Below are 23904 nucleotides of genomic sequence, written 5' to 3' on the forward strand. Positions count from 1 at the left end.
CCTGTTCCGCCGTCCGCTCCGATCAATTCGTCTTGAAGAGCGCACCATTTGTCGCTCGCTTGGGGGACGGAGATCTGTTTTTGCGTTAATATGCATGAAAGAGGGCTGGAAAAGGGCAGACAAGACCACAGAAAACGTCCGGTCCGGGAAGGAAAGGCCTGAACATGCAGGTCCGGGGATGGAGAGCGTTCAGCAGGATGCCGTTCGCGGCAATACCCAACCTTTTGCTTCTTGTCGCCGTGGTCTGCCTGACAGGCTGCCAGACCCATCGCATCCAGGACAATTTCATCGAACTGCGTGAGGACGGCGCCATCGTGATGCCCGTTACCTTTACCGATGACGGCGGCATGCTCATCGATGTGCTGGTAGACGGTCAGGGTCCCTACCCGTTTCTCGTCGATACCGGCTCGACCACGTCAGCCATTTTCAACGATGCCCGCGCGACACTGAACCTTGATGTCGTGCCAAACCGGCAGGTGCAGGTCAGGGGCATCGTCGGCACTGCCATGCGCCCGGTCGTGCGGATTGCCTCCATGGATATCGGCACCATTCGCGAGGAGGACAAGGTGCTCGTCGTCCTCGACAGCCGCCGCCAGAATGCCGGCGCTACCGCCTGGGGTCTTCTCGGCCTCGATATCCTCCACGATTTCGCCCTCGCCTGGTACCCGGAGGAGCAATCATTTTATTTCATCCCGCAGAAAAGCCTCGAGCCCTACGTCGAGACCGGCTGGATCGAGGTGCCCCTGCAGCGCGACCCCTATGCCACCGGGCTTGAAGAGCTGTATTTCGCCGATATCTCAATAGACGAAAGGGTCATCCCCGGCCTCGTCGATCTCGGGTCTGCCTATACGCTGATGAACTGGGAAGACATTCAGCACCCGAACCTTCGCAAGTCACGCCAGAACATGCGACGCGAATGGCAGATGCAGGGCGCGGTGGAGGAATTCCTGCCAACCGTTGCCAGCATCTATCCGGTGCTGCGGATCGGCGATTACGCCTATTACGATCATATGGTTCTGGTGCATGAATTCGATTCTGAGAACATCTCCGGCGCCCCGGGCCAGCCGCTGTTCATCGCCGGGGCCAGCATGTTCGCGCAGCATGATTTCATCATGGACTTCGCAAACCGCAAGCTCTACCTGTCCCGCGCCTCCATGGACCGGCCCAAGCGTGGCGCGACGGGCACCAGGCTGCGCAGCTATGCGACAGGCACCTTCAACGTTCAGTCTTTCTACTGGAACGACTGAACCGTTTTTGTGGGATTACTTCCGTGTACGCCATTCCCGCGCATAGGATGAAACCTCGTTATATTTCATCCTGTTGGCTTCATCCTGCTCGGCCATTTCTGCATCACTGGCGGCCCGTGCTTCATGGTCCCTCAGCAACGCGTCCCGCTTGATCGGCACAAGCTGCGCGATCGGCATGCCCGCAGGCAGGGTAAAGTCGCCTACTGGCCCGGTCCACTGGAACGGGAAATTCACCGTCGTGTGGAAACGGTCGCAATCGACGAAGCCGGTGAAACAGGAAAACGGCAATTCGGCATGGTTGAACGGCTGGGTGAAGAGAACCGAATAGCCCTCCGGTACCCTGATGCGCCACGGATTGATGAACTTCAGCGGCATCACCTGCTGGAATGGCGGCTCCGGCGCGCCGATCTGGCCGGGGTGATGTTGCTCGACCGGCTGGAACGGGGCATCCGCCGCCCAGCCCATCTGGATATTGATCCTGTCTTCCGGCACCAGCAGGCGCACGGACATCGGCAACGGGATCACATAGCCAAGGCCGAAGGCATCGGCCATCGGCAGGCAGGCTTTCGCGGTCAGCCCCGGCAGGCCTTCCTTCGTCGGCATGCCCATCTCCCGCTCCAGGCTGCGGTACCAGTCAGGGATGAACTTGCCGGCACGCTCCGGCGCTGGGATCACGCCTGCCAGATCGGGATTGCACAGGAACTCGATCTTGCCGCCGCTATCTTCCCTGCTCTCTTCCATCTGGGGCCCCTTCCTCTCCAGCCATACTGAGAATGCTCTGAATGCTCTATGGCATTCATCATCATGACAGGATATACCGCGCCGGAATAACTGCAATCGAGGAGCCCATCATGAGCGATCATCGTACCGAAACCGACAGCTTCGGCCCGCTGGAAGTCCCTGCCGACAGATATTACGGCGCCCAGTCGGCCCGCTCCCTTATCAACTTCCCGATCGGCACAGAGACGATGCCGTCGCCGCTGATCCGTGCGCTCGGCATCATCAAGCGCTCCGCCGCCAATGTGAACATGGCGCAGGACAATCTCGAAGCGAAGGTCGGCAAGGCGATCGTAGATGCCGCGACCGAAGTCGCCGAAGGCAAGCTCGACGACCACTTTCCGCTGTCAGTCTGGCAGACCGGGTCCGGAACCCAGTCGAACATGAACACCAACGAGGTCGTCGCCAACCGCGCCATCGAGATCCTCGGCGGCGAGATCGGCTCGAAATCGCCGGTCCACCCGAACGACCACGTCAACCGCTCACAGTCCTCCAACGATACCTTCCCGACGGCCATGCACATCGCTGCCGCCGAGGAGATCGTCCACCGCCTCGTCCCGGCGCTGCAGACCCTGCGCAACGCCCTGAATGACAAGGCCAACAAGTTCGACGACATCATCAAGATCGGCCGCACCCATCTGCAGGACGCGACCCCGCTGACCCTCGGCCAGGAGTTCTCCGGCTACACCGCCATGGTCGAATACGGCATCGAGCGGGTCGAGGGCGTGTTGCCGCGTCTCTATGCGCTCGCTCAGGGCGGCACCGCGGTCGGCACCGGCATCAATTCAAAGAAGGGCTTCGCCGAGAAGTTTGCGGAAGAAGTCGCCAGCTTCACCAAGCTGCCTTTCGTCACCGCCCCGAACAAGTTCGAGGCACTCGCCACGCACGACGCGATGGTCGAAGCCCATGGTGCCCTGAACGAAGTCGCCGTCTCCCTGTTCAAGATCGCCAACGACATCCGCCTGCTTGGTTCCGGCCCGCGTTCGGGCATTGCCGAGATTTCCCTGCCGGAAAACGAGCCCGGCTCGTCGATCATGCCGGGCAAGGTCAACCCGACCCAGTGCGAGGCGATGACCATGGTCTGCGCCCAGGTCATGGGCAATAACACCACCGTCTCATTCGCCGGGTCGCAGGGTCATTTCGAGCTGAACGTGTTCAAGCCTGTCATCGCCTACAACACGCTGCAGTCGATCCGCCTGCTGAGTGATGCGGCCAATTCCTTCACCGACAAATGCGTCATCGGCATCAAGGCCAATACCGATCGCATCAAAGACCTGATGGAACGCTCGCTTATGCTGGTTACGGCGCTGGCGCCGACCATTGGCTATGACAATGCCACGAAGATCGCCAAGGAAGCGCACAAGAACGGCACGACCCTGCGCGAGGAAGCCGTCAAGCTCGGCTATGTCTCGGAAGAGGATTATGACGATATCGTCAAGCCGGAGCACATGATCTCGCCGCGCTAGGGCGTGTCTTCCTCTTCGTCATCCTCTTGGGGGCGCAGCTTGTTGAGGGGAACACGGATGATGCAGGAAAACCCTTCCGGTGCGAATGTCCGCTTGACGTTCGCACCGATGGCGGCGCCCAGATAGGTCTCGACGATCTGGGTGCCGAACCCGGTGCGGGTCGGCTCGGTAACGGCAGGCCCGCCACTCTCCTTCCATCGCAGGATCAGGAAGCCGCCAGAACCATCTTCGGCGCTATCCGGCGGCAGGATATCCCACGTCACATTGAGTTTACCGCTGGGTACGGACAGGGCACCGTATTTGGCAGCATTCGTCGCCAGTTCATGCAAGGCGAGGCCCAGCGCCTGTGCCGCAGTCGGGCTGACTTCATAATCCGGCCCCTTCAATTCTGCCTGCCCGGCCCGCTCAGTCAGGAAGGAATCGAGCTGGATTTCGACAAGTGCTCTCAGCTCCGCCGCATTGAGGCGCGTACCGACGAGGCGGTCCAGTGACAGGGACAGGGCATTGATACGTTCCAGCAAGGCATCGGAAACGGTCGGATCAGCGCCCGAGCTGCGCAGGCTCTGCCGGGCAATGGAGCCGACAACGGTCAGCTGGTTCTTTGCCCGGTGCGAGACTTCCTTGAGCAGGAACCGGATTTCCTCTTCCTTCTGAACCCGTTCACGGGATGCAGAGGCAAGCTGCTCTGAAACGATGTCGATTTCCGCGATACCTGTCTTGCGGGCGGCGACTAATTCCCCGGCACCAAGCGCATGGGCATCACGCGCCAGCTGTTTCATCGGGCGCGCCAGCACCCACGCTCCGCCCGCCGCCGCACCGATCGAGATCAGCAGCAGCAGGAAGCCAGTCAACACCACCAGAAACCATGCCCGTCGCAACGGCGCCTCGACAACTTCCGCCGGCACCCATACAACGGCCAGCCATCCCTCCGGCTGGACCGACCGCACGGAGACGAGATAGCGCACGCCATCGCGTTCAACGAAGGTATGATCGTCCGGCTCCATCGCCTCGAGCATGTCGTGTTCAAACAGGAAGGTCTGGCCGGTGGCGATATCGGCAGTGCCTGCCGCATACTGATTGTTCGGGTCGACAATCGCAAAATCCCAGCCTTGCGCCATTGGCAGGTCCACAGCGCGAACGAGGTCTCTGGCATTCTGCGTCAGCGCGAGGTTGATGGGCGCCATGCCTTCCCGAGGCAGGTGATAGGCCATGTTGAACACGATCTCGCCCGATGTCCGGCCGAAGAACAGGCTCGACATTTCGATCTGACCGGATTCCCTCGACGCATCGATCGCCTCCGTCGAGGAGCCCTTGCCCAGAGGGCTGCCATAGGCAACACGGGTGTTCAGGATCTGGTTGTACTCTTCATCGAGCACGAGGAAATACGTGCTGGAGCCAGCCAGTGCCGTCTGGGCATCCTGGTGAATCCGGCTGAAATCATCAGTCAGCAATGCGCCCTTGGTCGACAGCAGCTGCAGCATATAGCGCATGCGCGCAGTCTCCCGCCTGAAACCGTCTGCAACGGTCGTCACCGCCGCTTCCGCCTGGGCATAGACCGCATCCCTGCGCGCATCGTCGTTGCGGTGGATCAGCGCTATGGAAAAAAGCAGGCTCGGCAGAAGGACGGCGAGAACGAGGAAAAACAGGACAAGGGCCAGCGGACGGCCCGGCCGGTCAGCATTCCCGGCATCGTTCTGTGTAGCGGGGCGAAAAATCATTGCATGCCTTCTTCAGCCGTCCCTCGGAAGGCTCGCTAATAATCACAGCACGCAACCCTGCCCGAGGCGCACAAACTCTTGATATTAAGGCATATATCACCCGGCGCATAAATCTAGGATAATTTTGAGGTGACTTTTTCAAAGGTCTCTGATATCCGGGCCGGCTGGCGACCGGGCTGGCGCACACTGGAGAGAGATCATGTGGTTCCGCTGGTTCGAAAAAGCCGTCTCGCCCTTCCCTGACGAGCATCAGGACATGCCGCCAAAGGACCTTCTGGCCTTCACGTGGCATTATACCAAGCCATTCCGCTGGCTCCTTGTCGGCCTCGCCCTGTTCTCAGCGGGCGCTGCGGTCGTCGAGGTCGCGATCTTCAACTTTCTGGGCTCGATCGTCGACTGGCTGGCCGGCACCGACCCCTCCGCCCTGTTCGCCGAACGCGGCACGGAACTGGTCCTGATCGGCCTCGTCACGTTGATCGTCTGGCCGCTTTTCGGGCTGATCAGCGACACGATCCTGCATAATGGCCTGCTCGGGAACTATGCCATGCAGATCCGCTGGCGCGCCCACCGATTCATGCTGCGCCAATCAACCCAGTTCTTCACGGATGACTTCGCCGGGCGCCTGACGACGAAGGTCATGCAGACCGCCCTTGGCGTGCGCGATGCGGTTGTGAAGGTGACGAACCTGTTTGTCTATGTCGCCGTGTATTTCATCGGTGCCGTCATCCTGTTCGCCAGTGCCGACCCGCGCCTTGCCGCACCGATCCTGATCTGGCTCGTCGCCTACTTCGCGACCATGCGTCATTTCCTGCCGCAACTGCGCGATGTCGCCAAGGAACAGGCCGATGCCCGCTCCGCCCTCGTCGGGCGCATCGTCGATGCCTACACCAACATCCAGACGGTCAAGATGTTCTCCTCCGGCCGTAACGAGGAAGCCTATGCCCGCGACGGCATGGAGATCATGCTGGACACGGTCTACCGCCAGATGCGGCAGGTGACCGGCCTGTCGGTGACACTCGCGGTGATCAACGCCGCGCTGATCGCGGGCACGCTCGGTCTCGGCCTGTGGCTGTGGTCGCAGGGTCTGGTGCAGGCCGGTGCGCTCGCCGTCGCAGGGGCGCTTCTCATGCGTATCCAGGGCATGAGCCACTGGTTCATCTTCGAGGTCGCTGGCCTGTTTGAATCCATCGGCTCGGTGCAGGACGGCATCGAGACCGTCGCCCGTCCCATCAAGGTGGCTGACGTCGCCGAGCCGAAACCCTTCGCCATCAAGGGCGGCGCCATCGCCTTCGACAAGGTCGGCTTCCACTATGGCAAGGGCTCAGGCATCATCGAGAACCTGTCCCTCGACATCGCCCCGGGCGAGAAGGTCGGCCTCGTCGGCCGCTCCGGCGCGGGCAAGTCGACCCTCGTCTCCCTGCTCTTGCGTCTCTACGATGTCGAAAAAGGCCGTATCCTGATCGACGGACAGGACATCTCGCAAGTCAGGCAGGACGAGTTGCGCCGCGCCATCGCCGTCGTCTCGCAGGACACCTCCCTGCTCCACCGCTCGATCTACGACAACATCGCCTATGGCCGCGAAGATGCGACGATGGAGATGGTCGAAAACGCTGCCCGCCTCGCCGAGGCAGCCGACTTCATCCCCGATCTCGTCGATGGCAAGGGCCGCAAGGGCTATGACGCCCATGTCGGCGAGCGCGGGGTAAAACTCTCCGGCGGCCAGCGCCAGCGCATCGCCATCGCAAGGCTGATCCTGAAAAACGCACCGATCCTCATCCTCGACGAGGCAACCTCGGCGCTCGACTCCGAAGTTGAACTGGCGATCCAGACACAGCTGCAGCAGCTCATGGCCGGCAAGACGGTGCTCGCCATCGCCCACCGCCTGTCCACTATCGCGGCAATGGACCGGCTGATCGTGATCGACCGTGGACGGATCGTCGAACAGGGCAGCCACCGCGAACTGGTCGAACGCGGCGGCATCTATGCCGATCTCTGGGCCCACCAGTCCGGCGGCTTCATCGGCGCGGATGAGGAAACTGAGTCAGCAGCAGAGTAATCATTCAAGGTACGGATAGTACCTCATGATAAGCTTTATCGTGTCGAACATCGAAATGAATTTGAACTGTTTGAAGTAGAGGTTTCTCAATTGCATCGCTGAAATAATAACCGAACTAGCGCTATCTGGTGCAGGGTTCATGTCGAACAGCACCTGGGCATGGTCGAGCGACTGCTTGAATATACCGATCGCTACCGAGCTGTTGCCCTGCGCCGCTTCGAGTGACGCTGTCTGCTGTAATGCAATAACCAGATCTCGCCTTGCACCCGCATCTCCAACCCAGTCATACAGCCTCTGGGCAATGCGCAGATTGTCATCAAACAGTTCACGCGCGACGTCGAAAGCCCTGTCTTCGAGCGCTATTCTGCCCAGTCGACCGAGGGCAGCAACCGGCATCCTTTGAGCAATTGGTGTCACTCTTTTCTCGGCAATGAACCGTGAGTGAGCCAACGATTCTTCAAAATGTCCTTTTGCAAGTTCTCTTTTACCAACTGCCAAATAGTAGTCTCCGGCACGCTCAAGGGCGGCGGATAGATTCTGCCTGTCCGTCATATCTTGCGTTTGCTCAAACAGCTCCCCTGCATGGGTCATCAATTCAGGAATCAGCGTCCCGACGCCCTCATGATTGTGCTTGGAGTTTTCAATATCACAAAGAATGCCAATCGCTTCGAGTAATCCCCGGCGATTGGAAAAGGTCCCTTTTTCTTTATAATATTCTCTTGAATAGGACAGCGCCTCTCTGGCAAATTGCTCAGCCCCTGTGATTTCTCCTTTCTGGAAAAGCAGCTTCGTCATCTCCTTGCAGGAGATAATGATTTTGTGATTGAATGCCGCTTCGGGCAGCCCAGCCATTTCAGTTCTTGCCAACTGTATAGACTGCTTCAGCACTGTCTCGGCTTCATCGAGCTGGCCTGCTTTCATCAGCGCCGTGCCGTACCTTTGCAGATAGTGGGCACGATCAAAATGATTCATGAAAACGTCCGCACCAGGGTCTTCTTTCAAAATCTGAGGCATCATCGCGCGGTACCAGCCAATGGCGTAACCAGCTCTCCCCATCCCCAGGATCACACCCAGCATCTTGTCGAGTCCATAGATCGAGTGCGGATCGATCACTACTTTTTCGGGATCGAATTGATCCAGAACGCTTCTCGCCAAGGCGTCACTTTCTCTGTATGCGTCCCTGTGCTCAAGCCTCAAGACAGCCATGTGTGCCACCTCGATAACGTCCCGAAAAGCCTCGCCGCCCTCGGCAATTGCCAAGTCCAGCAGCACTTCCAGCTCTGCATCCTCGGCAGTTTCAGTGGATATGCCCATCGCGGCTTCGCGAACTGCGCGCAACGCCTCCTGTGCCTGCGCTTCATCTACGAGATCCTGTAGTCTCTGGCGTGCCGCTTCCTGATAAAGGCGCGTGCGAAACTCCTGCTTATCCATTAGCGAGGAAGAAACAAAAGCGTAGGGATTTTCGGCGGCATCCAGACCTGCGTCCGGTTCCGGCAAGGCCAGTTTTTCCGCAACAGCCAAAGCGAGCTTGCGGGAGAACTTGACCCCCTGCAGGCTGGCCGCTGCCAGCGAACCCTGTACGCTCTGTGATGTTTCACACAGGCGCTCATAGATCAGGTCAATCAGATCGCATTCCATGACATAGCGCTCACCCTCTTCCGTCAGGGGGTTGAGCTGATCTCTTCCCGTGAAATAACGCGGTTTGGCGGCAAATTCCGCAACCAGCTCATCCATGAAAAGTGGATTGCCATCAGCCCGTTCCGCGAACAGCGTGACCTGTGCATCGCTCAAGCCCGGGAAAGCCGCTCTGACCATCGCCTCCAGACCGGAAAGACGGTCAAGTTCCAGCGTCGTCATACAGTCACCATGCGCAACGCTCAGGCTGGCCAAATGTTGCTGTTCACCACCGGAGGACCATTGTGCCCACTCACGCTGCCACGAAGTAATGACCACCATGATGGACCAGTTCTCCGTTCTGGCCTTCTGAAGCAGGTCCTCGACAAAGGCCGTGATCGACGCATCCTTGTCACTCCATTGTGCATCGTCGATCAGCAGGACCACAGGTTTCGGCTCAATGCCGGGAGGGGGTTTATGGACGACCGCCCGCAACAGAAGCGCAATCTGTTCAGTCAGGTCCAATTCTGCGCGTTTGGCTGTCTCGTCGCCACTATGGCTGCGGATCTCATCTTCTTCGCGCGCGGCCTGTCTTTCATCATAAGCCGCCTTGCCGATATCATAAGCGGTCATGCCGAGACCTATAAACGTGCCAAAGACCGGAATGGCCGTAAGCAACGTGCCACCGGCAGCCATTGCCAATGTCTGGTTACGGGCATCCCGTCGGCTCTTGCCCTGAAACGAGGCTTCGAGCGAAGCCAGATGCGGCTTCAGTACCTGCAGCCCAGACCATAGGCACCCACCCGCATTGATGTTCCGTCGACCGGGATCGGAGATTCGCAATCCCCACCATAGAAAGGACGGATCGGTATCAGCTTGACCGCAATCACGCGGATCTGGATTGACCTCAAGATTTTTCCGATCCCGCGCAAGGCGGTCAGGCCAGTAGCCTCCCTGGTCTTCACTCAGGGAAAGCCAGTTATAGAACTCCTGGGCAAGGCGTGTCTTGCCAAACCCGCTCTCGGCCAAAAGCACCGCGACTTGGGGAGAACCAGCTTTCGCCTTCTCCCAGAGCTGTTGCAACGTATTCAGCTCACCTTTCCGGCCTATGAACATTCGCCTCCCCCGTGATATGAACCAACCATTTCCTGACAGAAACTTGGTTTATAGTCTGAAGATCACGGCATCAACAAATAGCGCTGCGTCGAATCCTGGAGGGTGGCTTCGCCAGGTAACGCTGCTATTGGCGAGATATCAATCAGATGGCTCAGTCGCTACACCATCAGGCCCGCTAGAGACCACACCTTGAGTACTTCCCTCAGCTGAGTAACGGGCCGGGCATGCTGCATTATTATTCCGCTTCCTGCCAGACGCGCACATAGTCGACTTCCATCCGTACCGGGAAGTCGGCCTTGTCGATCTGGTCCGGCTCGCCGCCCCAGCCGCCGACGGCGACGTTCAACAGCAGATAATGCGGGTCGTCGAACGGCCAGGAGCCATAGCCCTCGCCATTGTTCTTGAGCTCGAAATACATCTCGTCATCCATGCCGATGGCGATTTTTTCCGGCGTCCAGTGCAGCTGGTAGCGATGGAAGGCCTCGCACACATCCTCGACATAGATCTGGTTGGCGCGCTGGGTGTTGATGGTGTGGTTGAAGTCCTTGGTGTGCAGCGTGCCATGCACCGTGCCCGGGTCGCGACCGACATGTTCCATGATGTCGATCTCGCCGATCTCCGGCCAGTTCTTGTCCTCGGCCGTGCCCAGCGTCCAGATCGCCGGCCATGAACCATAGGCGCAGGGCAGCTTGGCGCTGATCTCGTAAAACCCATAAGTCCAGGTCTGCTTGCCGTTGGTGATCAGTCGGGCGGAGGTGAACTCCTGCCCGCCCCAATCGTCCATGTCGTCCAGCTCTTCGGCATGGGCCTCGATGATCAGTACGCCATCTTCCTGGCGGGAGTTTTTAAGCCGCGCATCGGAATAATATTGCAGCTCGTTATTATACCACCCGCCCTTGTTGGCATGGGTGTCGTAGGCCCACTTGGAACTGTCAGGCAGGCCGTCGCCATTGAACTCGTCAGCCCACACCAGGTCGTAACCGGCAGGCGGGGACTGCTCCAGCTTGTAGCTGACCTTGGATGCCTCTTTCGCGCCGAGATTCATGTCATCGTCAGCGGTGGCGCAGCCAACAATGGCAAACCCACTGGCCATGGCCAGCAGAGATGCCTTGAACATGTGCGAACGGTGTAGGGATAGTGCCATTCCAGTTTCCTCTTGTTGTCTTTTCCCAGCTTATCTGTAATCGGCGCCTGCTCAAACCCGGTTGCGGTGAACCGGCTTGCTGGGCAAGCTGAAATGGACAAACGCTCCTTTGCTGCAGCGCAAAATCAAGACTGGCTATCGCCGCCCAACGCTGCTAAGCCCTGCCCATCAACCAGACAGAACAGCATTATTGTACGCTCCCAGCCCCGTTGGAGACGATCATTGACTACTGACTTTATCGCCCGCATGCAGCGCGAATGGCTCGGCAATATCCGCGCCGACCTCCTTGCCGGTCTCGTTGTCGCCCTGGCGCTGATCCCGGAGGCGATCGCCTTCTCGATCATCGCCGGTGTCGATCCCAAGGTCGGGCTATACGCCTCCTTCTCCATCGCCGTCCTCGTCGCGATAACCGGTGGGCGTCCGGGCATGATCTCCGCCGCCACTGCCGCCACCGCCGTGCTCATGGGCTCGCTTGTGCGCGATCATGGGCTAGACTACCTGCTCGCCGCCACGGTGCTCGCCGGTCTCATACAGATCGGCTGCGGTCTCTTGAAACTTGGCTATGTCATGCGCTTCGTCTCGCGCTCGGTGCTCACCGGCTTCGTCAACGCGCTGGCCATCCTCATCTTCATGGCGCAGCTGCCGGAGCTGATCGGCGTGCCATGGCTGACCTATCCAATGGTCGCGGGCGGGCTTGCCATCATCTATCTCTTCCCGATGCTGACGAAGGCGATCCCGTCGCCGCTCGTCTGCATCGTCGTGCTCACCGGCATCGCGCTGTTCTTCGGCTTCGACCTGCGCACGGTTGGCGATATGGGCGAGTTGCCGGACACGCTGCCTGTTTTCCTCCTGCCGGATATCCCGCTCACATGGGAAACGCTGCAGATCATCCTGCCGTACTCAGCCGCCGTCGCCGTGGTCGGCCTGCTGGAATCCCTCCTCACCGCCTCCATCGTCGACGAGCTGACCGACACGCCCTCCGACAAGAACCAGGAATGTATCGGCCAGGGCATCGCCAACACCGCAACCGGCTTTATCGGCGGCATGGCAGGTTGCGCCATGATCGGCCAGTCGATCATCAACGTGAAATCCGGCGGCCGCGGACGGCTCTCCTGTTTCGCCGCCGGTATCATCCTGCTGATACTCGTGGTCTTCCTCGGCGATCTCGTCTCGATGATTCCCATGGCAGCCCTCGTCGCGATCATGATCATGGTCTCCATCGGCACCTTCTCGTGGTCGTCGATCCGGAACCTGCGCGATCATCCGCGCTCCTCGTCCCTCGTCATGATCGCGACCGTCGTCACCGTAATCTTCACCCACAACCTCGCCATCGGCGTGCTGATCGGCGTGCTGCTCTCTGGCATTTTCTTCGCCTGGAAGATCGCCCAGCTGTTCGGTGTGAACTCGACCCTGTCGGAGGACGGCACCACCCGCACTTATCGCGTCACCGGCCAGCTGTTCTTTGCCTCAGTCGAAGACTTCAACGCCGCCTTCGATTTCAAGGAAGCGCTCGACAAGGTCGTCATCGATGTTTCACAAGCCCATATCTGGGACATCTCCTCGGTCACGGCCATCGACATGACGGTCTTGAAATTCCGCCGCGAAGGCGCTGAGGTCGAGATCGTCGGCATGAACAAGGCAAGCGAGACCCTGGTCGACCGGCTGGCAGAACATGACAAGCCCGGCGCGATGGACCGGCTGCTGAACCATTAGGGAGACAAGAATGAGAAAAATCACCGCCCTGATCGATGGCTCCGCCTACTCGCACAGCGTCTGCGATCACGCCGCCTGGGTCGCCGGCCGCACGGACCGCTCCATCGAGATCCTGCACGTGCTCGGCCGCCGTCACCTGTCCAGTTCAACCCAGAACCTGTCGGGCCAGATCGGCCTCGGCGCTCGCACCGCTCTCTTGAATGAATTATCCGAGCATGACGCCCAGCGCGCCAAGCTCGCCAAGGTGCGTGGCCGCGCCATCCTCGAGGATGCCCGCACGCACCTGACCGAAGCGGGCATCGCGAAAGTCGAGACACATCTGCGCCATGGCGGCGTTGTCGAGAATGTCCACGAGCTGGAAGACGGCACCGACCTCATCGTCATCGGCAAGCGCGGCGAGGCCGCCGATTTCGACAAGGGCCATATCGGCTCGAACCTGGAACGCGTCGTCCGCGCCACCAAGAAGCCAGTGCTCGTCGCCTCCCGCGCCTTCAGACCGGTGGGACGTGTACTGATCGCCTTCGATGGCGGCAAGAGCGCCTTGAAAGCGGTCGAACACCTCGCCGCCAGCAAGCTGCTGCAGGGCACCCACATCACCCTGCTCACCGTCGGCGAGCCGAAGGAAGAGACCCGCCGCCAGCTCGACGGCGCTGCCGCCCTCCTGAAGGAAGCCGGTTTCAGTGTCGAGAGCAACGTCAAACCCGGCCAGCCGGAAACGGTCATCGCCTCGACCGTCGAAGCCGACAAGCACGACCTCCTCGTCATCGGCGCCTATGGCCATTCGCGCATCCGCACCATGATCATCGGCTCGACGACAACGGAGATGATCCGCTCCTGCAAGGTGCCGGTCATGCTGTTCCGGTAAGATGCTTTTCATGACGCCGGTTCGTGATACCATCGGTTTATGCAAAGTGATTCTGTCCGCGGCTCAGCCCTGTCGACCGAAGACCTGTTGAAGGCCTACACCCTCGGTTATTTCCCGATGTCGGAGGCCCATGACGACCCGGACGTGTTCTGGGTGTTGCCGGAATATCGCGGCGTGCTCAGGATCGGCGAGTTTCACATTCCCAAATCGCTGAAGAAAGCCGTGCGGCAGGACCGGGTGGAAATCCGTGTGGATACCGCTTTTCGCGAAACGATGATCGGCTGTGCCGCGCCCGCGACGGGCCGGGAAGAGACCTGGATCAACGAGCGCATCCTTGAGACCTATTGCGCCCTGCACCGCCAAGGCCATGCCCATTCGGTCGAAGCGTGGCTGGATGGCGAGCTTGTCGGCGGGCTTTATGGTGTCTCGATCAATGGCGCGTTCTTCGGCGAAAGCATGTTTTCCCGCGTCACGGATGCGTCAAAGATCGCCCTTGTCCATCTCGTCGGTCGGCTGACGGCGGGCGGTTACACCCTGCTCGACACGCAGTTCTACACACCGCATCTCGGCCAGTTCGGCATCAGCGAGGTCCCGAAAGCACGCTATCAGAAATTGCTTGATGAAGCGCTCAGTACGCGGGGCAATTTCTTTGCCCTGCCCCGTCAGATCGCCGGATCGACCATCTTGCAATCGACAACCCAGACGTCATAGACGGGATGTTCGAGCGCATTCAACGCAGGGCTTGAGGCGAACATCCAGCCATTGAACAGCGTCTTGTCGCCATCATCGTCCTCTGCAGTAATGCCACCTTCGGTCGTTTCGACTTCGGCATAGCTTACCTGTGTCGGGTCGAGATCGTCTTCGACGGCGCCTGCAGCAACGGTGTTGTCGACCTTCGACTCACCGGCGACCAAGGGCTCTTCCTCGACATAATCGCGATCCAGCGCGTCTGTCCCGTCACTCGTCGGCAGGCGGACGAAATCGTCCGTTGCCTCGATCTCGAGGAAGGCGGTGATTTCCGGCACCTCCTCCGGCGGGCGCTTGTCGCAGGTGCGCGGCACGATGGCAAGCGTCCCGAATTTCGCTTCGGCACCGATATCGATGACCAGGTCCGTATAGCGCGCGGTGATCTTGTCGAGCGCCCGCAGCGTTACCGACACCGGCTCGAGCGGGTTGTCTGAGCGGGGATTGTAGGCATCGCCACCAAAGCTCAAGCCCGATTCGGAAATCGACAACCGCTCCAGCTCCGTCAGCGGGCGATCTACTTGTTCCGGGTCAATACTTTCCGGAGTCTTCTGCCAGCCGAATTCCTGCTCCGGCATCTGTGCTCGCCCCGCCCGAGACTGCTCGGACTGGGCATAGGCAACGGCAAGCCCTGTAACGGCAGCAAAGGAAGCAGTGATCAGCAACAGGCGCTTCATGAAAGTCCCTAACTCGCGACGGACCCTTCGATCCGCTTGACGTCTTTCGATTCCAGCTCGCCCTCGATGCCTTCCGGCGTCCATGGCTGGTAGTCCTGCCATGGCTCCTGCCCCTTGCCGGCGAGATAGAGCGATCCTGCCGGGTGATAGGCGAGCGGCGTACCGGTCATGTTCGGCAGGTGCGGCTTTTCCCACGGCTTGGGCACATATTGTTCTTTCGTCGGTGGTACATCGACCGTGTGGTGCAGCCAGCCATGCCATTCGGTCGGCACTCGAGAAGCCTCGGCAACGCCATGATAGACGACCCAACGGCGGGTGCGCCCGTCGGCATAGTCATGCTTGCCGGCGGCTTCGTAATATTTGTTGCCTTGCGCGTCCTCGCCGATCAGCTTGGCGCCAGTGCGCCACATTGTGAAGGAAAGGCCTATCGTTGCGCTGTCCCACCAGGCAAAAATACGTTTCAGCATCGTGTCTCGCTCTTGGATCTAGTATGGGCACGTTTAGCCCGTGATTTTGGCGCGACTATGGCGCAGTGCGCCCGACACGTCCAGTGACGAGATGGCGCGTCTCGGGGAATTTCCGTGTCAACTTGGTAAGCTGGCACCTTTGCGGGCAAATACGCCCCTTCTTGTGGTTCATGCCGCATTTCCTACATGATATGGTGCCATTTCACTGTGGAAAACCCGCGCGAACAAGCTGACAAACAGGGTGAATTCCCATGTTAGTATGAGCTGCCTTCAAGCAGGACGCCCAGCAGGACATCAGACCCCATGAAGATCGACCGTTATTACACCACCAAAGACACAGGCGCCTATGGCGACATGGCTTTCCGCGAGGCCTCCAGCGAACTGCGCAATCTGGACGGTGGCGGCACCAACCGGCTGGACGGCATCACCGTGCCGGAAGCCTGGTCACAGACTGCTGTCGATATCCTCGCCCAGAAATATCTGCGCAAGGCCGGTGTGCCAGCAGCGACGAAACCTGTCGACGAAAAGGGCGTCCCCTCATTCCTCGCCCGCCACGTCGCCGACGATAAGGCGCTGGAAGCGCTCCCGGAGGACCAACGGTACGGCCCGGAACGCGACGCGACGAAGGTTTTCGACCGCATGGCCGGCGCCTGGGCCTGGTGGGGCTGGAAAGGCGGCTATTTCGATTCAGAGGAAGACGCGCGCGCCTATTACGACGAAATGCGGCACATGATCGCCGCCCAGGTCGCTGCGCCCAACTCACCGCAATGGTTCAACACCGGGCTGCACTGGGCCTATGGCATAGACGGCCCGGCGCAAGGCCATTTCTTTGCCGACCACAAGTCTGGCGAGGTCAGCCTCGCCACCTCCGCCTATGAGCGGCCCCAGCCCCATGCCTGCTTCATCCAGTCGGTGAAGGACGATCTCGTCGGGGATGGCGGCATCCTCTCCCTGTGGCGGGACGAGGCGCGGCTGTTCAAGTTCGGCTCCGGGACCGGCTCCAACTTCTCGACCATTCGCGGCACGGGCGAGCCACTATCCGGTGGTGGCACCTCCTCCGGCCTCATTTCCTTCTTGAAGATGGGCGATGTCTCCGCCGGGTCGATCAAGTCCGGCGGCGTTACTCGCCGGGCGGCCAAGATGGTTATCGTCGATATCGACCACCCCGATGTCGAAGACTTCATCGAGTGGAAATCCCGCGAGGAACAGAAAGTCGCCGCCCTCGTCGTCGGCTCCAAGGCGCTGCAAAAGCATTTCAATGCGATCCTCAAGGCCACGCAGGTCGAGGGCGAGAAAGGCAAGCTCGCCGATCCGTTCAACCCGAAGAAGAACGAGACGCTGAAAGCTGCCGTGAAAGCCGCCCGCCGCGATGCCGTGCCCGACACAGCAATAAAGCGCGCGATCCAGTGGGCCAGCCAGGGCTACAAGGAAATCACCGTCGACCAGTTCTCGACCGACTGGGATGGCGAGGGCTATCGTTCTGTCTTCGGCCAGAATGCCAACAACTCCGTCCGCGTCACTAACGACTTCATCCGGGCTGTCGAGGAAAACCGCGACTGGGACCTGATCCGCCGTACCGATGGCAAAGTCCATCACACGGTCAAGGCGCGCGAGCTGTGGCGCAAGATCGGCGAGGCCGCCTGGGCCAGCGCCGATCCCGGCCTGCAATTCCACGACACGATCAATGAATGGCATACCTGCCCGGCCGGCGGGGATATCAAGGGCTCCAATCCGTGTTCGGAATATATGTTCCTCGACAACACGGCCTGCAACCTTGCCTCGATCAACCTGAAGAAATTCCTGACAGCCGATGGCGGCTTCGACATGGACGGCTTCATCCATGCCTGCCGGTTGTGGACGATCACGCTGGAAATCTCCGTCATGATGGCGGCCTATCCCACCCGCGAGGTGGCGAAGCTCTCCCACGCTTATCGCACGCTGGGCCTCGGCTTTGCCAATCTTGGCGGCCTGCTCATGTCCTCCGGCCTGCCGTATGATTCAGAGGAAGGGCGCACCGTCGCCGGGGCGATCAGTGCCTTGATGACCGGCACCGCCTACCGCACCTCGGCGGAGCTTGCCGCCGATATGGGCGCGTTTGCCCGCTACAGCGAAAACTCCAACGCCATGATGCGCGTCATGCGCAACCACGCCGCTGCAGCCGGTGCCATACATGAATATGAAGGCGTCACCCACAAGCCGCGTGCCCTGCCGGAAAGCAAGACCTTCTCCGGCCTCGGGCTGAAGCTCGCCGATGTCTGGCATCAGGCGCTGGAGCTCGGCGGCAAGCACGGCTTCCGCAATGCGCAGGTCTCCGTCGTTGCCCCCACGGGCACGATCGGCCTTGTCATGGATTGCGACACGACCGGCATCGAGCCGGACTTTGCGCTGGTCAAATTCAAGAAGCTCGCCGGTGGCGGCCATTTCAAGATCATCAACCGCGCTGTCCCGTCCGCGCTTGCCAAGCTCGGCTACAGCGAAAAGGAGATCGAGGCGATCAGCCATTACGCTGTCGGTCGCGGCACGCTGGAAGGCGCGCCCGGAATCTCCTTCGATGATCTGCGGGCGGAAGGCTTCGGCGAGAAGCAGATCGACGCCCTGAAAGCGGCCCTGCCCGGCGCGTTCGACATCACCTATGTCTTCAACGCCCATACGCTGGGCGAGGCCTTCATCCGCGGCACGCTCGGCCTGCAGGAAGACGAGACCTTCAAGTCCGGTTACCAGCTCCTGCGCGATATCGGTTTCTCCGATCAGGATATCCACCAGGCGAACCTGTGGTGCTGTGGCACGATGTGCCTCGAAGGCGCGCCGGGCCTGAAGGACGAGCACCTGGCCGTCTTTGACTGCGCGACGCCCTGCGGCCGCATCGGCACCCGCGCCCTGTCCGTCTCCGCCCATATCGAGATGATGGCCGCCGTCCAGCCCTTCATCTCCGGCGCGATTTCCAAGACCGTGAACCTGCCGAACAGCGCCACGGTCGACGATTGCGCGCGTACCTATCGCACGGCGTGGACGCGCGGCCTCAAATCCATCGCGCTTTATCGCGATGGCTCAAAACTGTCCCAGCCCCTCGCCTCGGCGCTCCTGTCCGCCGACGACATGGAAGACGATCTGGAAGACGCGCCGGCCGCCGAAAAGGCCCGCATCGTCGCCGAGCGCGTCGTCGAAAAGATCGTCGAGCGTGCCCCGGGCCGCAAGCGCCTGCCAGACCGACGCAAGGGCTATATCCAGAAAGCCATCGTCGGCGGCCACAAGGTATACCTTCATACCGGCGAATTCGACGATGGCGAGCTCGGCGAGATCTTCATCGACATGCACAAGGAGGGTGCCGCCTTCCGTTCGCTGATGAACAATTTCGCCATCGCCATCTCTCTCGGCCTGCAATATGGCGTGCCGCTGGAAGAATATGTCGACGCCTATCTGTTCACCCGGTTCGAGCCGGCAGGCCCTGTTCAAGGCAATGACAAGATCAAGAACGCCAACTCGATCCTCGACTATATCTTCCGCGAACTGGCCATCTCTTACCTCGGCCGCGACGACCTCGCCCACACGCCGGGCAATGAAAGCTTCGACTCCCTCGGCAAGGGCGTTGACGAAGAGAAGGTTCAGGAAGAGGCTTCCCGCCTCATCTCCAAGGGCTTCTCGCGCTCATCCGGCATGGACAATCTCGTCGTCCTGCGCGGTGGCGAGTTCGACCGCCTGCGCCAGGAAGCCTCCGGTCGCGAAAAATCCGCTCGCGGTGCGAATGACACTGAGATCGTGGAACCAGACGACATCGAAGCGGGCCTTGAAGAGATCAAGGAGCGCCAAACCAACGCCCGTGGCTCTTCACCAGCCAAAGGCTCGATCCCGTCCGGCAAACTCTCCTCTCCGCGCGGCGAGCGAGAGGAAGCAATCGTGAAGGGCTATGAGGGCGATGCCTGCCCCGATTGCGGCCAGTTCACGCTTGTGCGTTCCGGCACCTGCCTGAAATGCGAAAGCTGCGGCTCCTCGACCGGCTGCTCGTAAGCGCACTCGTCGCTTTCGTTCAAAAAATTTCGCGGTTAACAAGGCGCTCGACAGAGCGCCTTTTAATCATTCCAGTTTTAGTCATTCTGAAAACCATCCGCTCACCAACGAATACCGCGCAAACACTGGCGTTTGTTGGCAATGCTCGCCGTAGTTGGGCAAAGATGGCCGAAAAATGGCGACGCCCTTTAGTCGAAATTTTCGCAAACCCTAATAATGGATTTAAGCGATCGGATACGCGCTGGCGCTAGCCTTCAGGGGCACATTCACTCCCCGGAGACAGACAATGATCAAGATCGTCATCCTGACCGTCGCCGTCATCTTCAACACGATGCTCTACAGCTATGCCAATGCGAGCCTGCAGGAACAACAGCGCTTCCCGAGGCCAATTCGCAGTGTTCTCGACACGACCATCGATACGGTCGTCACCGGCAGCATCGAGTTGAACCGCGTCACCAAAGGGCGCGGCCTCGCCAGTGTCTGGGACGCCCTTACAGGCAAGGAGGTCGAACAGGCACCTGTTACGGCTCTCAACGCAGACCTGACCGGCAGCCGCTTTTCACGCGAACTCATGCCCAAGTCGAGCTTCGTCAAGGCAACGCTCGACCGCAGCACCTTCTCTCACACTATCATGGACGGCTCCATGCTCGACAGCGCCTTCATCCGCCAGGCGAGTTTCGTCCAGACCGACCTGAAGGAGACGACCGCCCGCGGCAGCGATTTTTCCGGCAGTGTGTTCGAAAGGGCCGACCTCGGCGGTTCGCTGATGCAATCTGCGATCTTCGACAATGCCGAGTTCCGCGACACCAGCATGACCGCCGTCCAGTTCTCCGGTGCGTCCTTCCGCGAAGCACGGCTGACGGACACGATGGCGATGCGCAGCGTATTTTACCGCGCCGATCTCATCGGCGTGGTCGCCGAGCGGGTCAGCTTCCGCAGGGCCCGCTTCGACGAGGCGCTGCTGATCGGGGCGGTGCTGCACGAGACGGACGTGACGAGCGCGACCTTCACCAATGCCGACCTGACGGGCGCTGACCTGACCACCGTCACCGGGCTGATGCAGGAACAGCTCAATTCCGCCTGTGGCAATGCCATGACAAAACTGCCCGCCGGGCTTAAGGTGCAGGAATGCTCGATACTGAGCATGGCCCGAAGCGACACCCAATGAAGCGACGCAAAACTCGACCTTGTACTGATCGCCAAGCCGCATCCCTCCGACAGGCAAGGCTCGAACGCCCGAATGGCAGGGTTACCCTCCCCCGCCATTCGGGCTCTTTCGATTAAAGAGTCCTCATCCTGAGGTGGCGACAGCATCGCCCACGAAGGACGAGGACTTAGCCGCATCCTCCGCCTGCTGACGGCGTTTCATTTCGCGCAGATGCCCATGCAGCGCCTCCGCATCATAGCCATGCATCATCAGCCGAAACCCAGCCTGGAAGGTCGACAGCGGCACCATGGGGTGGTGGTTGTTGATCAGGCTCATGTGATAGTCAGAGCCGAGGATTCGGGCGAGATAGATGCCGATGGTTTCGTCCAGCTGCAAAGAATTCGCCGCCCGCACGAAGTCATGATCCGACAGGAACAGCGCATAGATCGGGGTGTAGAATTCAACTGCCGTCTGCACGTCGACGAAATTGTGCCACTTGTCCGGAAAGGCTTCCAGGTCAAACCCGCCATCGCTGATCGGGCTGAAATCGATTCGCGCTGGCGTCTCGATTTCCCGTCCCTGCGCCCGCAGCCCCCGGTTCAGTTCGATGATGAAATTATAGATATTGAGGTCGTGCTGAAGAAACGTGTTGTCTTTCAAATCCGCCAGCGTCATCGGCCGCAGCGGATGGGAATTGATCTCCACCCCCGGCACATTTGCCTTGATGAAGGCGAGGATTTCCGTGCCGATATTGAAGTGGCGCAGGATCAGCAGGTTCGCCTCGGGCCGCGCAAACGTCTTCAGCCCCCAATAGATCAGCCTGTGCAGCGTCTTGGGCGCATGCGGCCATTTGCGGAAGAAGCGCCGGAAGATCTTTACCAGGACGAAGAAGAGAAAGATGAAAGGCCGTGATGCCGGCAGCAGGAACCGCCGCGCATATGAACGGTTGCCTTCCAGCAGCGCCGCCTTCGCCTTGTCATCGAAGGGTAGCGAGTCGTCGAGATACAGCGCCAGCCACGGATCCGGATCCTTCGGATCGAAACTGGCGGGATCGAACGGTCTGGCTGTCATGACGCAAACCCTCGTTCTTCGTGGCTGCCCTCACCCTGAGGAACCGCCGTAGGCGGCTTCTCGAAGGGCAGCACCTCAGAATGAGGGTTTGCCGCAACTGCCCTCATCCTGAGGTGCCCGGCATAGCCGGGCCACGAAGGACGAGGGCGAATTAGCAAGCAAGCATCAGACATGATTCAGTTCCTCTAGCTGCAGGGCATAAAGCCGCCCGACGATCCGCGCCGTGCGCACGACCTCCTGCACATCATCCTCGTCATGCACGGTCATCGCCAGATGCGTCTCCAGCTCTTCCAGATGATCGTCGTCGTGTTCGCCGTGATAGAGCATGAAGCTGACCTGGTGGTCTTCCAGCCCCAGCTGTTCCTTGATGGCCGCACCCCACTCTACCGCCTTGCGCGAGCCGAGCCCCTCGATCATGAACATCGCGCCCAAGAGACCGAACGGGTTCGGCTGCGACGCCTTGTGGAACATGAAGGCAGACAGCGCCTCGGAGCCCATATTCTTCGACGCCGACCTGATTTCCTCCAGCGTGCCGCCACAGGCAATGAAGTTCGCCTCCAGCATCTGGAAATCGCGATGCTCCGTCACCGCATGCTTCATGAAGTGGGAGCGGATCTCGAAATGCTCCGCATCCACATGGCTTGCCGCTCTGGCGATCCAGCAGCCGCCATCGACCACCTGCTGGCGCAAATTCTTCAGCAGCGCCCGGTAATCCTCGATCTGCAGCTGCCCGCGATTGAGCTTGCGGATGACCGGCACCTGCTCCAGCTGGCCCTCGAAATCGGTCCACGCCATGGCGAGCCCGCGAAATGTCGCCTCGACCAGTTCCTGCCTGCGTTTTGAAATGTCCTGTAACATACTCAAGCCTCCTCGACTGTCAGCATCATGAACGATATCACCGCCCTGCCGCTTTCCGGCACGACGCACAGAATTTTTTCACCGGGCCGATACCCGCCCCGCGCCATGAACTCCTCCAGCATGATGAAGAAGGCGGCGGAGCCGGTATTGCCCTTGGTATAGAGGTTCGTGAACCACTTTTCCTCGTCGATCATCGCCCCTGCGGCGGTCATCAGTTTGATGATTTCCTCGCGCAGGGAATGGGCGGAATAATGGCACAGCACATGGTCGACATCGCCGGGCACGATCGCGCCCCTGTCGATCAGGGCGAGATATTCGCCGACCCAGCCGCGGATGATCCGTTTCAGGAGCATCATGTCCTGCATCAGCATGATCGCGCCATCGGCCGCCGCGCCCTGCGGGCCGGCTTCATTATGGCTCCAGCAGCGCACCGGCTCGTGCCGGTCCTCATGGGCGATGCCGGCATGCATGCACACATCGAAGCGATCGGCGAGGGAGACAAGCTTGATCCAGTCGACCCTGAAGCTCGGACCCCGTCGCCGCGGGCGCGGCTGCATGACAAGCGCACCACCGCCATCGGACAGGGTCCAGCGCAGGAATTCCGCCGCCATGCGCGTATCCCGGTTCCCCAGCCTGTCCAGCGCCGGGCGATAGAAGCCGGGTCGGAACCAGCGGCTCGACATCTCGCTGCCGGTGACGAGCGCCGCTTCGGCCTCGCCGCATTTCAGCGCCATCCAGGCGCTCTTTGCCGCCATCATGGAAGACGCGCAGACGCTCTGGAATGACGCGATCTCCAATGGCCCGGTACCGAGCGCCCCATGCACCGCGCTGGCATGACCCGGCACCAGCAGGTCGCCCTGTGTCGTGCCGGTGGCGAGATAATCGATGTCGGAAAGGTCCAGTTCAGACGTGTCGACCGCCGCCCGGGCCGCCTTTGCCGCCATCCCGGCATTGGTGTCGAGCGCCTCGCCGCGATAGTTCATCGCGTAATAGCGCTGCTCGATCCGGTTCTGGCGCAGGATCAGCCGGCCGAGCCGTTGCGACTGGTCGTCGATCTCGCCGAGGATCGCCGCCATCCGGTCATTGCCGACCGCCTCGCCGGGCAAATGAGCCCCCGCCGCATTGATATAGACGTCACGCATAATCCACTCTCCAAATCATGCTGCCTGCTCTAATCTGGGCTGAAACTGTGCTGGCGCGGTTAACGGTTCATACCATG

General features: G+C 60.3%; 17 protein-coding genes. 8 read left to right on the forward strand and 9 right to left on the reverse strand.

Going from position 1 to position 23904, the window contains the following annotated elements; genetic code table 11:
- Nucleotides 1–197 precede the first annotated feature (197 nt).
- Nucleotides 198–1247 carry a retropepsin-like aspartic protease gene (locus FF098_RS08085; protein ID WP_166426398.1) on the forward strand — a complete coding sequence of 350 codons (1050 nt, stop codon included), beginning with the start codon at nt 198–200 and terminating at the stop codon, nt 1245–1247.
- A gap of 15 nt (nt 1248–1262) precedes the next feature.
- Here FF098_RS08085 and FF098_RS08090 read toward each other — a convergent pair whose 3' ends face one another.
- Entirely contained in the window at nt 1263–1988 is a 726-nt protein-coding gene (locus FF098_RS08090) for a hypothetical protein (protein WP_155139147.1), read from the reverse strand.
- Between the two features lie 110 nt (nt 1989–2098).
- Here FF098_RS08090 and fumC point away from each other — a divergent pair, with 110 nt between their 5' ends.
- On the forward strand, nt 2099–3490 hold the full coding sequence (gene fumC / locus FF098_RS08095; RefSeq protein WP_155139149.1) for a class II fumarate hydratase: 1392 nt from the start codon (nt 2099–2101) through the stop codon (nt 3488–3490).
- Here the strand turns inward: fumC and FF098_RS08100 are convergent.
- Nucleotides 3487–5208, reverse strand: a complete 1722-nt coding sequence (locus FF098_RS08100) for a sensor histidine kinase (protein WP_155139151.1) — start codon at nt 5206–5208, stop codon at nt 3487–3489. The two genes, fumC and FF098_RS08100, sit on opposite strands and share 4 nt — an antisense overlap.
- 199 nt (nt 5209–5407) lie before the next feature.
- On the opposite strand from FF098_RS08100, the gene FF098_RS08105 reads away from it, so the two are divergent.
- Nucleotides 5408–7264 (forward strand): ABC transporter ATP-binding protein, encoded by a 1857-nt coding sequence (locus FF098_RS08105; protein WP_155139152.1) that lies wholly within the window; start codon nt 5408–5410, stop codon nt 7262–7264.
- Here FF098_RS08105 and FF098_RS08110 read toward each other — a convergent pair whose 3' ends face one another.
- Nucleotides 7265–9994 carry an ATP-binding protein gene (locus FF098_RS08110; RefSeq protein WP_155139154.1) on the reverse strand — a complete coding sequence of 910 codons (2730 nt, stop codon included), beginning with the start codon at nt 9992–9994 and terminating at the stop codon, nt 7265–7267.
- Between the two features lie 235 nt (nt 9995–10229).
- Nucleotides 10230–11138: a glycoside hydrolase family 16 protein gene (locus FF098_RS08115; RefSeq protein WP_205967421.1), complete on the reverse strand. Its 909-nt coding sequence runs from the start codon at nt 11136–11138 to the stop codon at nt 10230–10232.
- Between the two features lie 246 nt (nt 11139–11384).
- Here FF098_RS08115 and FF098_RS08120 point away from each other — a divergent pair, with 246 nt between their 5' ends.
- Genes FF098_RS08120 through aat form a run of 3 tightly spaced genes read left to right on the forward strand, consistent with a single transcriptional unit; the run spans nt 11385 to nt 14427 of the window.
- The gene (locus FF098_RS08120; RefSeq protein WP_155139505.1) at nt 11385–12851 is read left to right on the forward strand and encodes a SulP family inorganic anion transporter; all 1467 of its coding nucleotides are present in this window, start codon (nt 11385–11387) and stop codon (nt 12849–12851) included.
- A 10-nt stretch (nt 12852–12861) separates the two neighbouring features.
- The gene (locus tag FF098_RS08125; RefSeq protein WP_155139156.1) at nt 12862–13716 is read left to right on the forward strand and encodes a universal stress protein; all 855 of its coding nucleotides are present in this window, start codon (nt 12862–12864) and stop codon (nt 13714–13716) included.
- Nucleotides 13717–13755: 39 nt separating this feature from the next.
- Nucleotides 13756–14427 (forward strand): leucyl/phenylalanyl-tRNA--protein transferase, encoded by a 672-nt coding sequence (aat, locus tag FF098_RS08130; protein WP_155139159.1) that lies wholly within the window; start codon nt 13756–13758, stop codon nt 14425–14427.
- Here aat and FF098_RS08135 read toward each other — a convergent pair.
- Both FF098_RS08135 and FF098_RS08140 read right to left on the reverse strand, forming a co-directional pair.
- Complete coding sequence (locus FF098_RS08135) at nt 14379–15137, reverse strand: DUF2155 domain-containing protein (RefSeq protein ID WP_166426399.1); 759 nt, start codon at nt 15135–15137, stop codon at nt 14379–14381. The two genes, aat and FF098_RS08135, sit on opposite strands and share 49 nt — an antisense overlap.
- Before the next feature lie 8 nt (nt 15138–15145).
- Nucleotides 15146–15604 carry an NADH:ubiquinone oxidoreductase subunit NDUFA12 gene (locus tag FF098_RS08140; protein WP_155139163.1) on the reverse strand — a complete coding sequence of 153 codons (459 nt, stop codon included), beginning with the start codon at nt 15602–15604 and terminating at the stop codon, nt 15146–15148.
- A gap of 303 nt (nt 15605–15907) precedes the next feature.
- Here FF098_RS08140 and FF098_RS08145 point away from each other — a divergent pair, with 303 nt between their 5' ends.
- Together FF098_RS08145 and FF098_RS08150 are read left to right on the forward strand one after the other, a co-directional pair.
- Complete coding sequence (locus FF098_RS08145) at nt 15908–19609, forward strand: vitamin B12-dependent ribonucleotide reductase (protein ID WP_155139165.1); 3702 nt, start codon at nt 15908–15910, stop codon at nt 19607–19609.
- A 286-nt stretch (nt 19610–19895) separates the two neighbouring features.
- Nucleotides 19896–20777, forward strand: a complete 882-nt coding sequence (locus FF098_RS08150) for a pentapeptide repeat-containing protein (RefSeq protein ID WP_155139167.1) — start codon at nt 19896–19898, stop codon at nt 20775–20777.
- A 123-nt stretch (nt 20778–20900) separates the two neighbouring features.
- Here FF098_RS08150 and FF098_RS08155 read toward each other — a convergent pair whose 3' ends face one another.
- The 3 genes from FF098_RS08155 to FF098_RS08165 form a co-directional block, all read right to left on the reverse strand.
- Nucleotides 20901–21827, reverse strand: a complete 927-nt coding sequence (locus FF098_RS08155) for a DUF6999 family protein (RefSeq protein ID WP_155139169.1) — start codon at nt 21825–21827, stop codon at nt 20901–20903.
- A gap of 165 nt (nt 21828–21992) precedes the next feature.
- The gene (locus FF098_RS08160; RefSeq protein ID WP_155139171.1) at nt 21993–22685 is read right to left on the reverse strand and encodes an iron-containing redox enzyme family protein; all 693 of its coding nucleotides are present in this window, start codon (nt 22683–22685) and stop codon (nt 21993–21995) included.
- Between the two features lie 2 nt (nt 22686–22687).
- Nucleotides 22688–23827, reverse strand: a complete 1140-nt coding sequence (locus FF098_RS08165; RefSeq protein WP_155139173.1) for a 3-oxoacyl-[acyl-carrier-protein] synthase III C-terminal domain-containing protein — start codon at nt 23825–23827, stop codon at nt 22688–22690.
- Nucleotides 23828–23904: the final 77 nt, after the last annotated feature.

The sequence above is a fragment of the Aquisalinus luteolus genome (assembly GCF_009712425.2).
Lineage (GTDB): Bacteria > Pseudomonadota > Alphaproteobacteria > Caulobacterales > Parvularculaceae > Aquisalinus > Aquisalinus luteolus.

Excerpts from the sequence above, each read along its gene's own strand:
- FF098_RS08085 (WP_166426398.1), top strand. The coding sequence starts at position 198 with ATGCCGTTCGCGGCAATACCCAACCTTTTGCTTCTTGTCGCCGTGGTC.
- FF098_RS08090 (WP_155139147.1), bottom strand. The coding sequence starts at position 1,988 with ATGGAAGAGAGCAGGGAAGATAGCGGCGGCAAGATCGAGTTCCTGTGC.
- fumC (WP_155139149.1), top strand. The coding sequence starts at position 2,099 with ATGAGCGATCATCGTACCGAAACCGACAGCTTCGGCCCGCTGGAAGTC.
- FF098_RS08100 (WP_155139151.1), bottom strand. The coding sequence starts at position 5,208 with ATGATTTTTCGCCCCGCTACACAGAACGATGCCGGGAATGCTGACCGG.
- FF098_RS08105 (WP_155139152.1), top strand. The coding sequence starts at position 5,408 with ATGTGGTTCCGCTGGTTCGAAAAAGCCGTCTCGCCCTTCCCTGACGAG.
- FF098_RS08110 (WP_155139154.1), bottom strand. The coding sequence starts at position 9,994 with ATGTTCATAGGCCGGAAAGGTGAGCTGAATACGTTGCAACAGCTCTGG.
- FF098_RS08115 (WP_205967421.1), bottom strand. The coding sequence starts at position 11,138 with ATGGCACTATCCCTACACCGTTCGCACATGTTCAAGGCATCTCTGCTG.
- FF098_RS08120 (WP_155139505.1), top strand. The coding sequence starts at position 11,385 with ATGCAGCGCGAATGGCTCGGCAATATCCGCGCCGACCTCCTTGCCGGT.
- FF098_RS08125 (WP_155139156.1), top strand. The coding sequence starts at position 12,862 with ATGAGAAAAATCACCGCCCTGATCGATGGCTCCGCCTACTCGCACAGC.
- aat (WP_155139159.1), top strand. The coding sequence starts at position 13,756 with ATGCAAAGTGATTCTGTCCGCGGCTCAGCCCTGTCGACCGAAGACCTG.
- FF098_RS08135 (WP_166426399.1), bottom strand. The coding sequence starts at position 15,137 with ATGAAGCGCCTGTTGCTGATCACTGCTTCCTTTGCTGCCGTTACAGGG.
- FF098_RS08140 (WP_155139163.1), bottom strand. The coding sequence starts at position 15,604 with ATGCTGAAACGTATTTTTGCCTGGTGGGACAGCGCAACGATAGGCCTT.
- FF098_RS08145 (WP_155139165.1), top strand. The coding sequence starts at position 15,908 with ATGAAGATCGACCGTTATTACACCACCAAAGACACAGGCGCCTATGGC.
- FF098_RS08150 (WP_155139167.1), top strand. The coding sequence starts at position 19,896 with ATGATCAAGATCGTCATCCTGACCGTCGCCGTCATCTTCAACACGATG.
- FF098_RS08155 (WP_155139169.1), bottom strand. The coding sequence starts at position 21,827 with ATGACAGCCAGACCGTTCGATCCCGCCAGTTTCGATCCGAAGGATCCG.
- FF098_RS08160 (WP_155139171.1), bottom strand. The coding sequence starts at position 22,685 with ATGTTACAGGACATTTCAAAACGCAGGCAGGAACTGGTCGAGGCGACA.
- FF098_RS08165 (WP_155139173.1), bottom strand. The coding sequence starts at position 23,827 with ATGCGTGACGTCTATATCAATGCGGCGGGGGCTCATTTGCCCGGCGAG.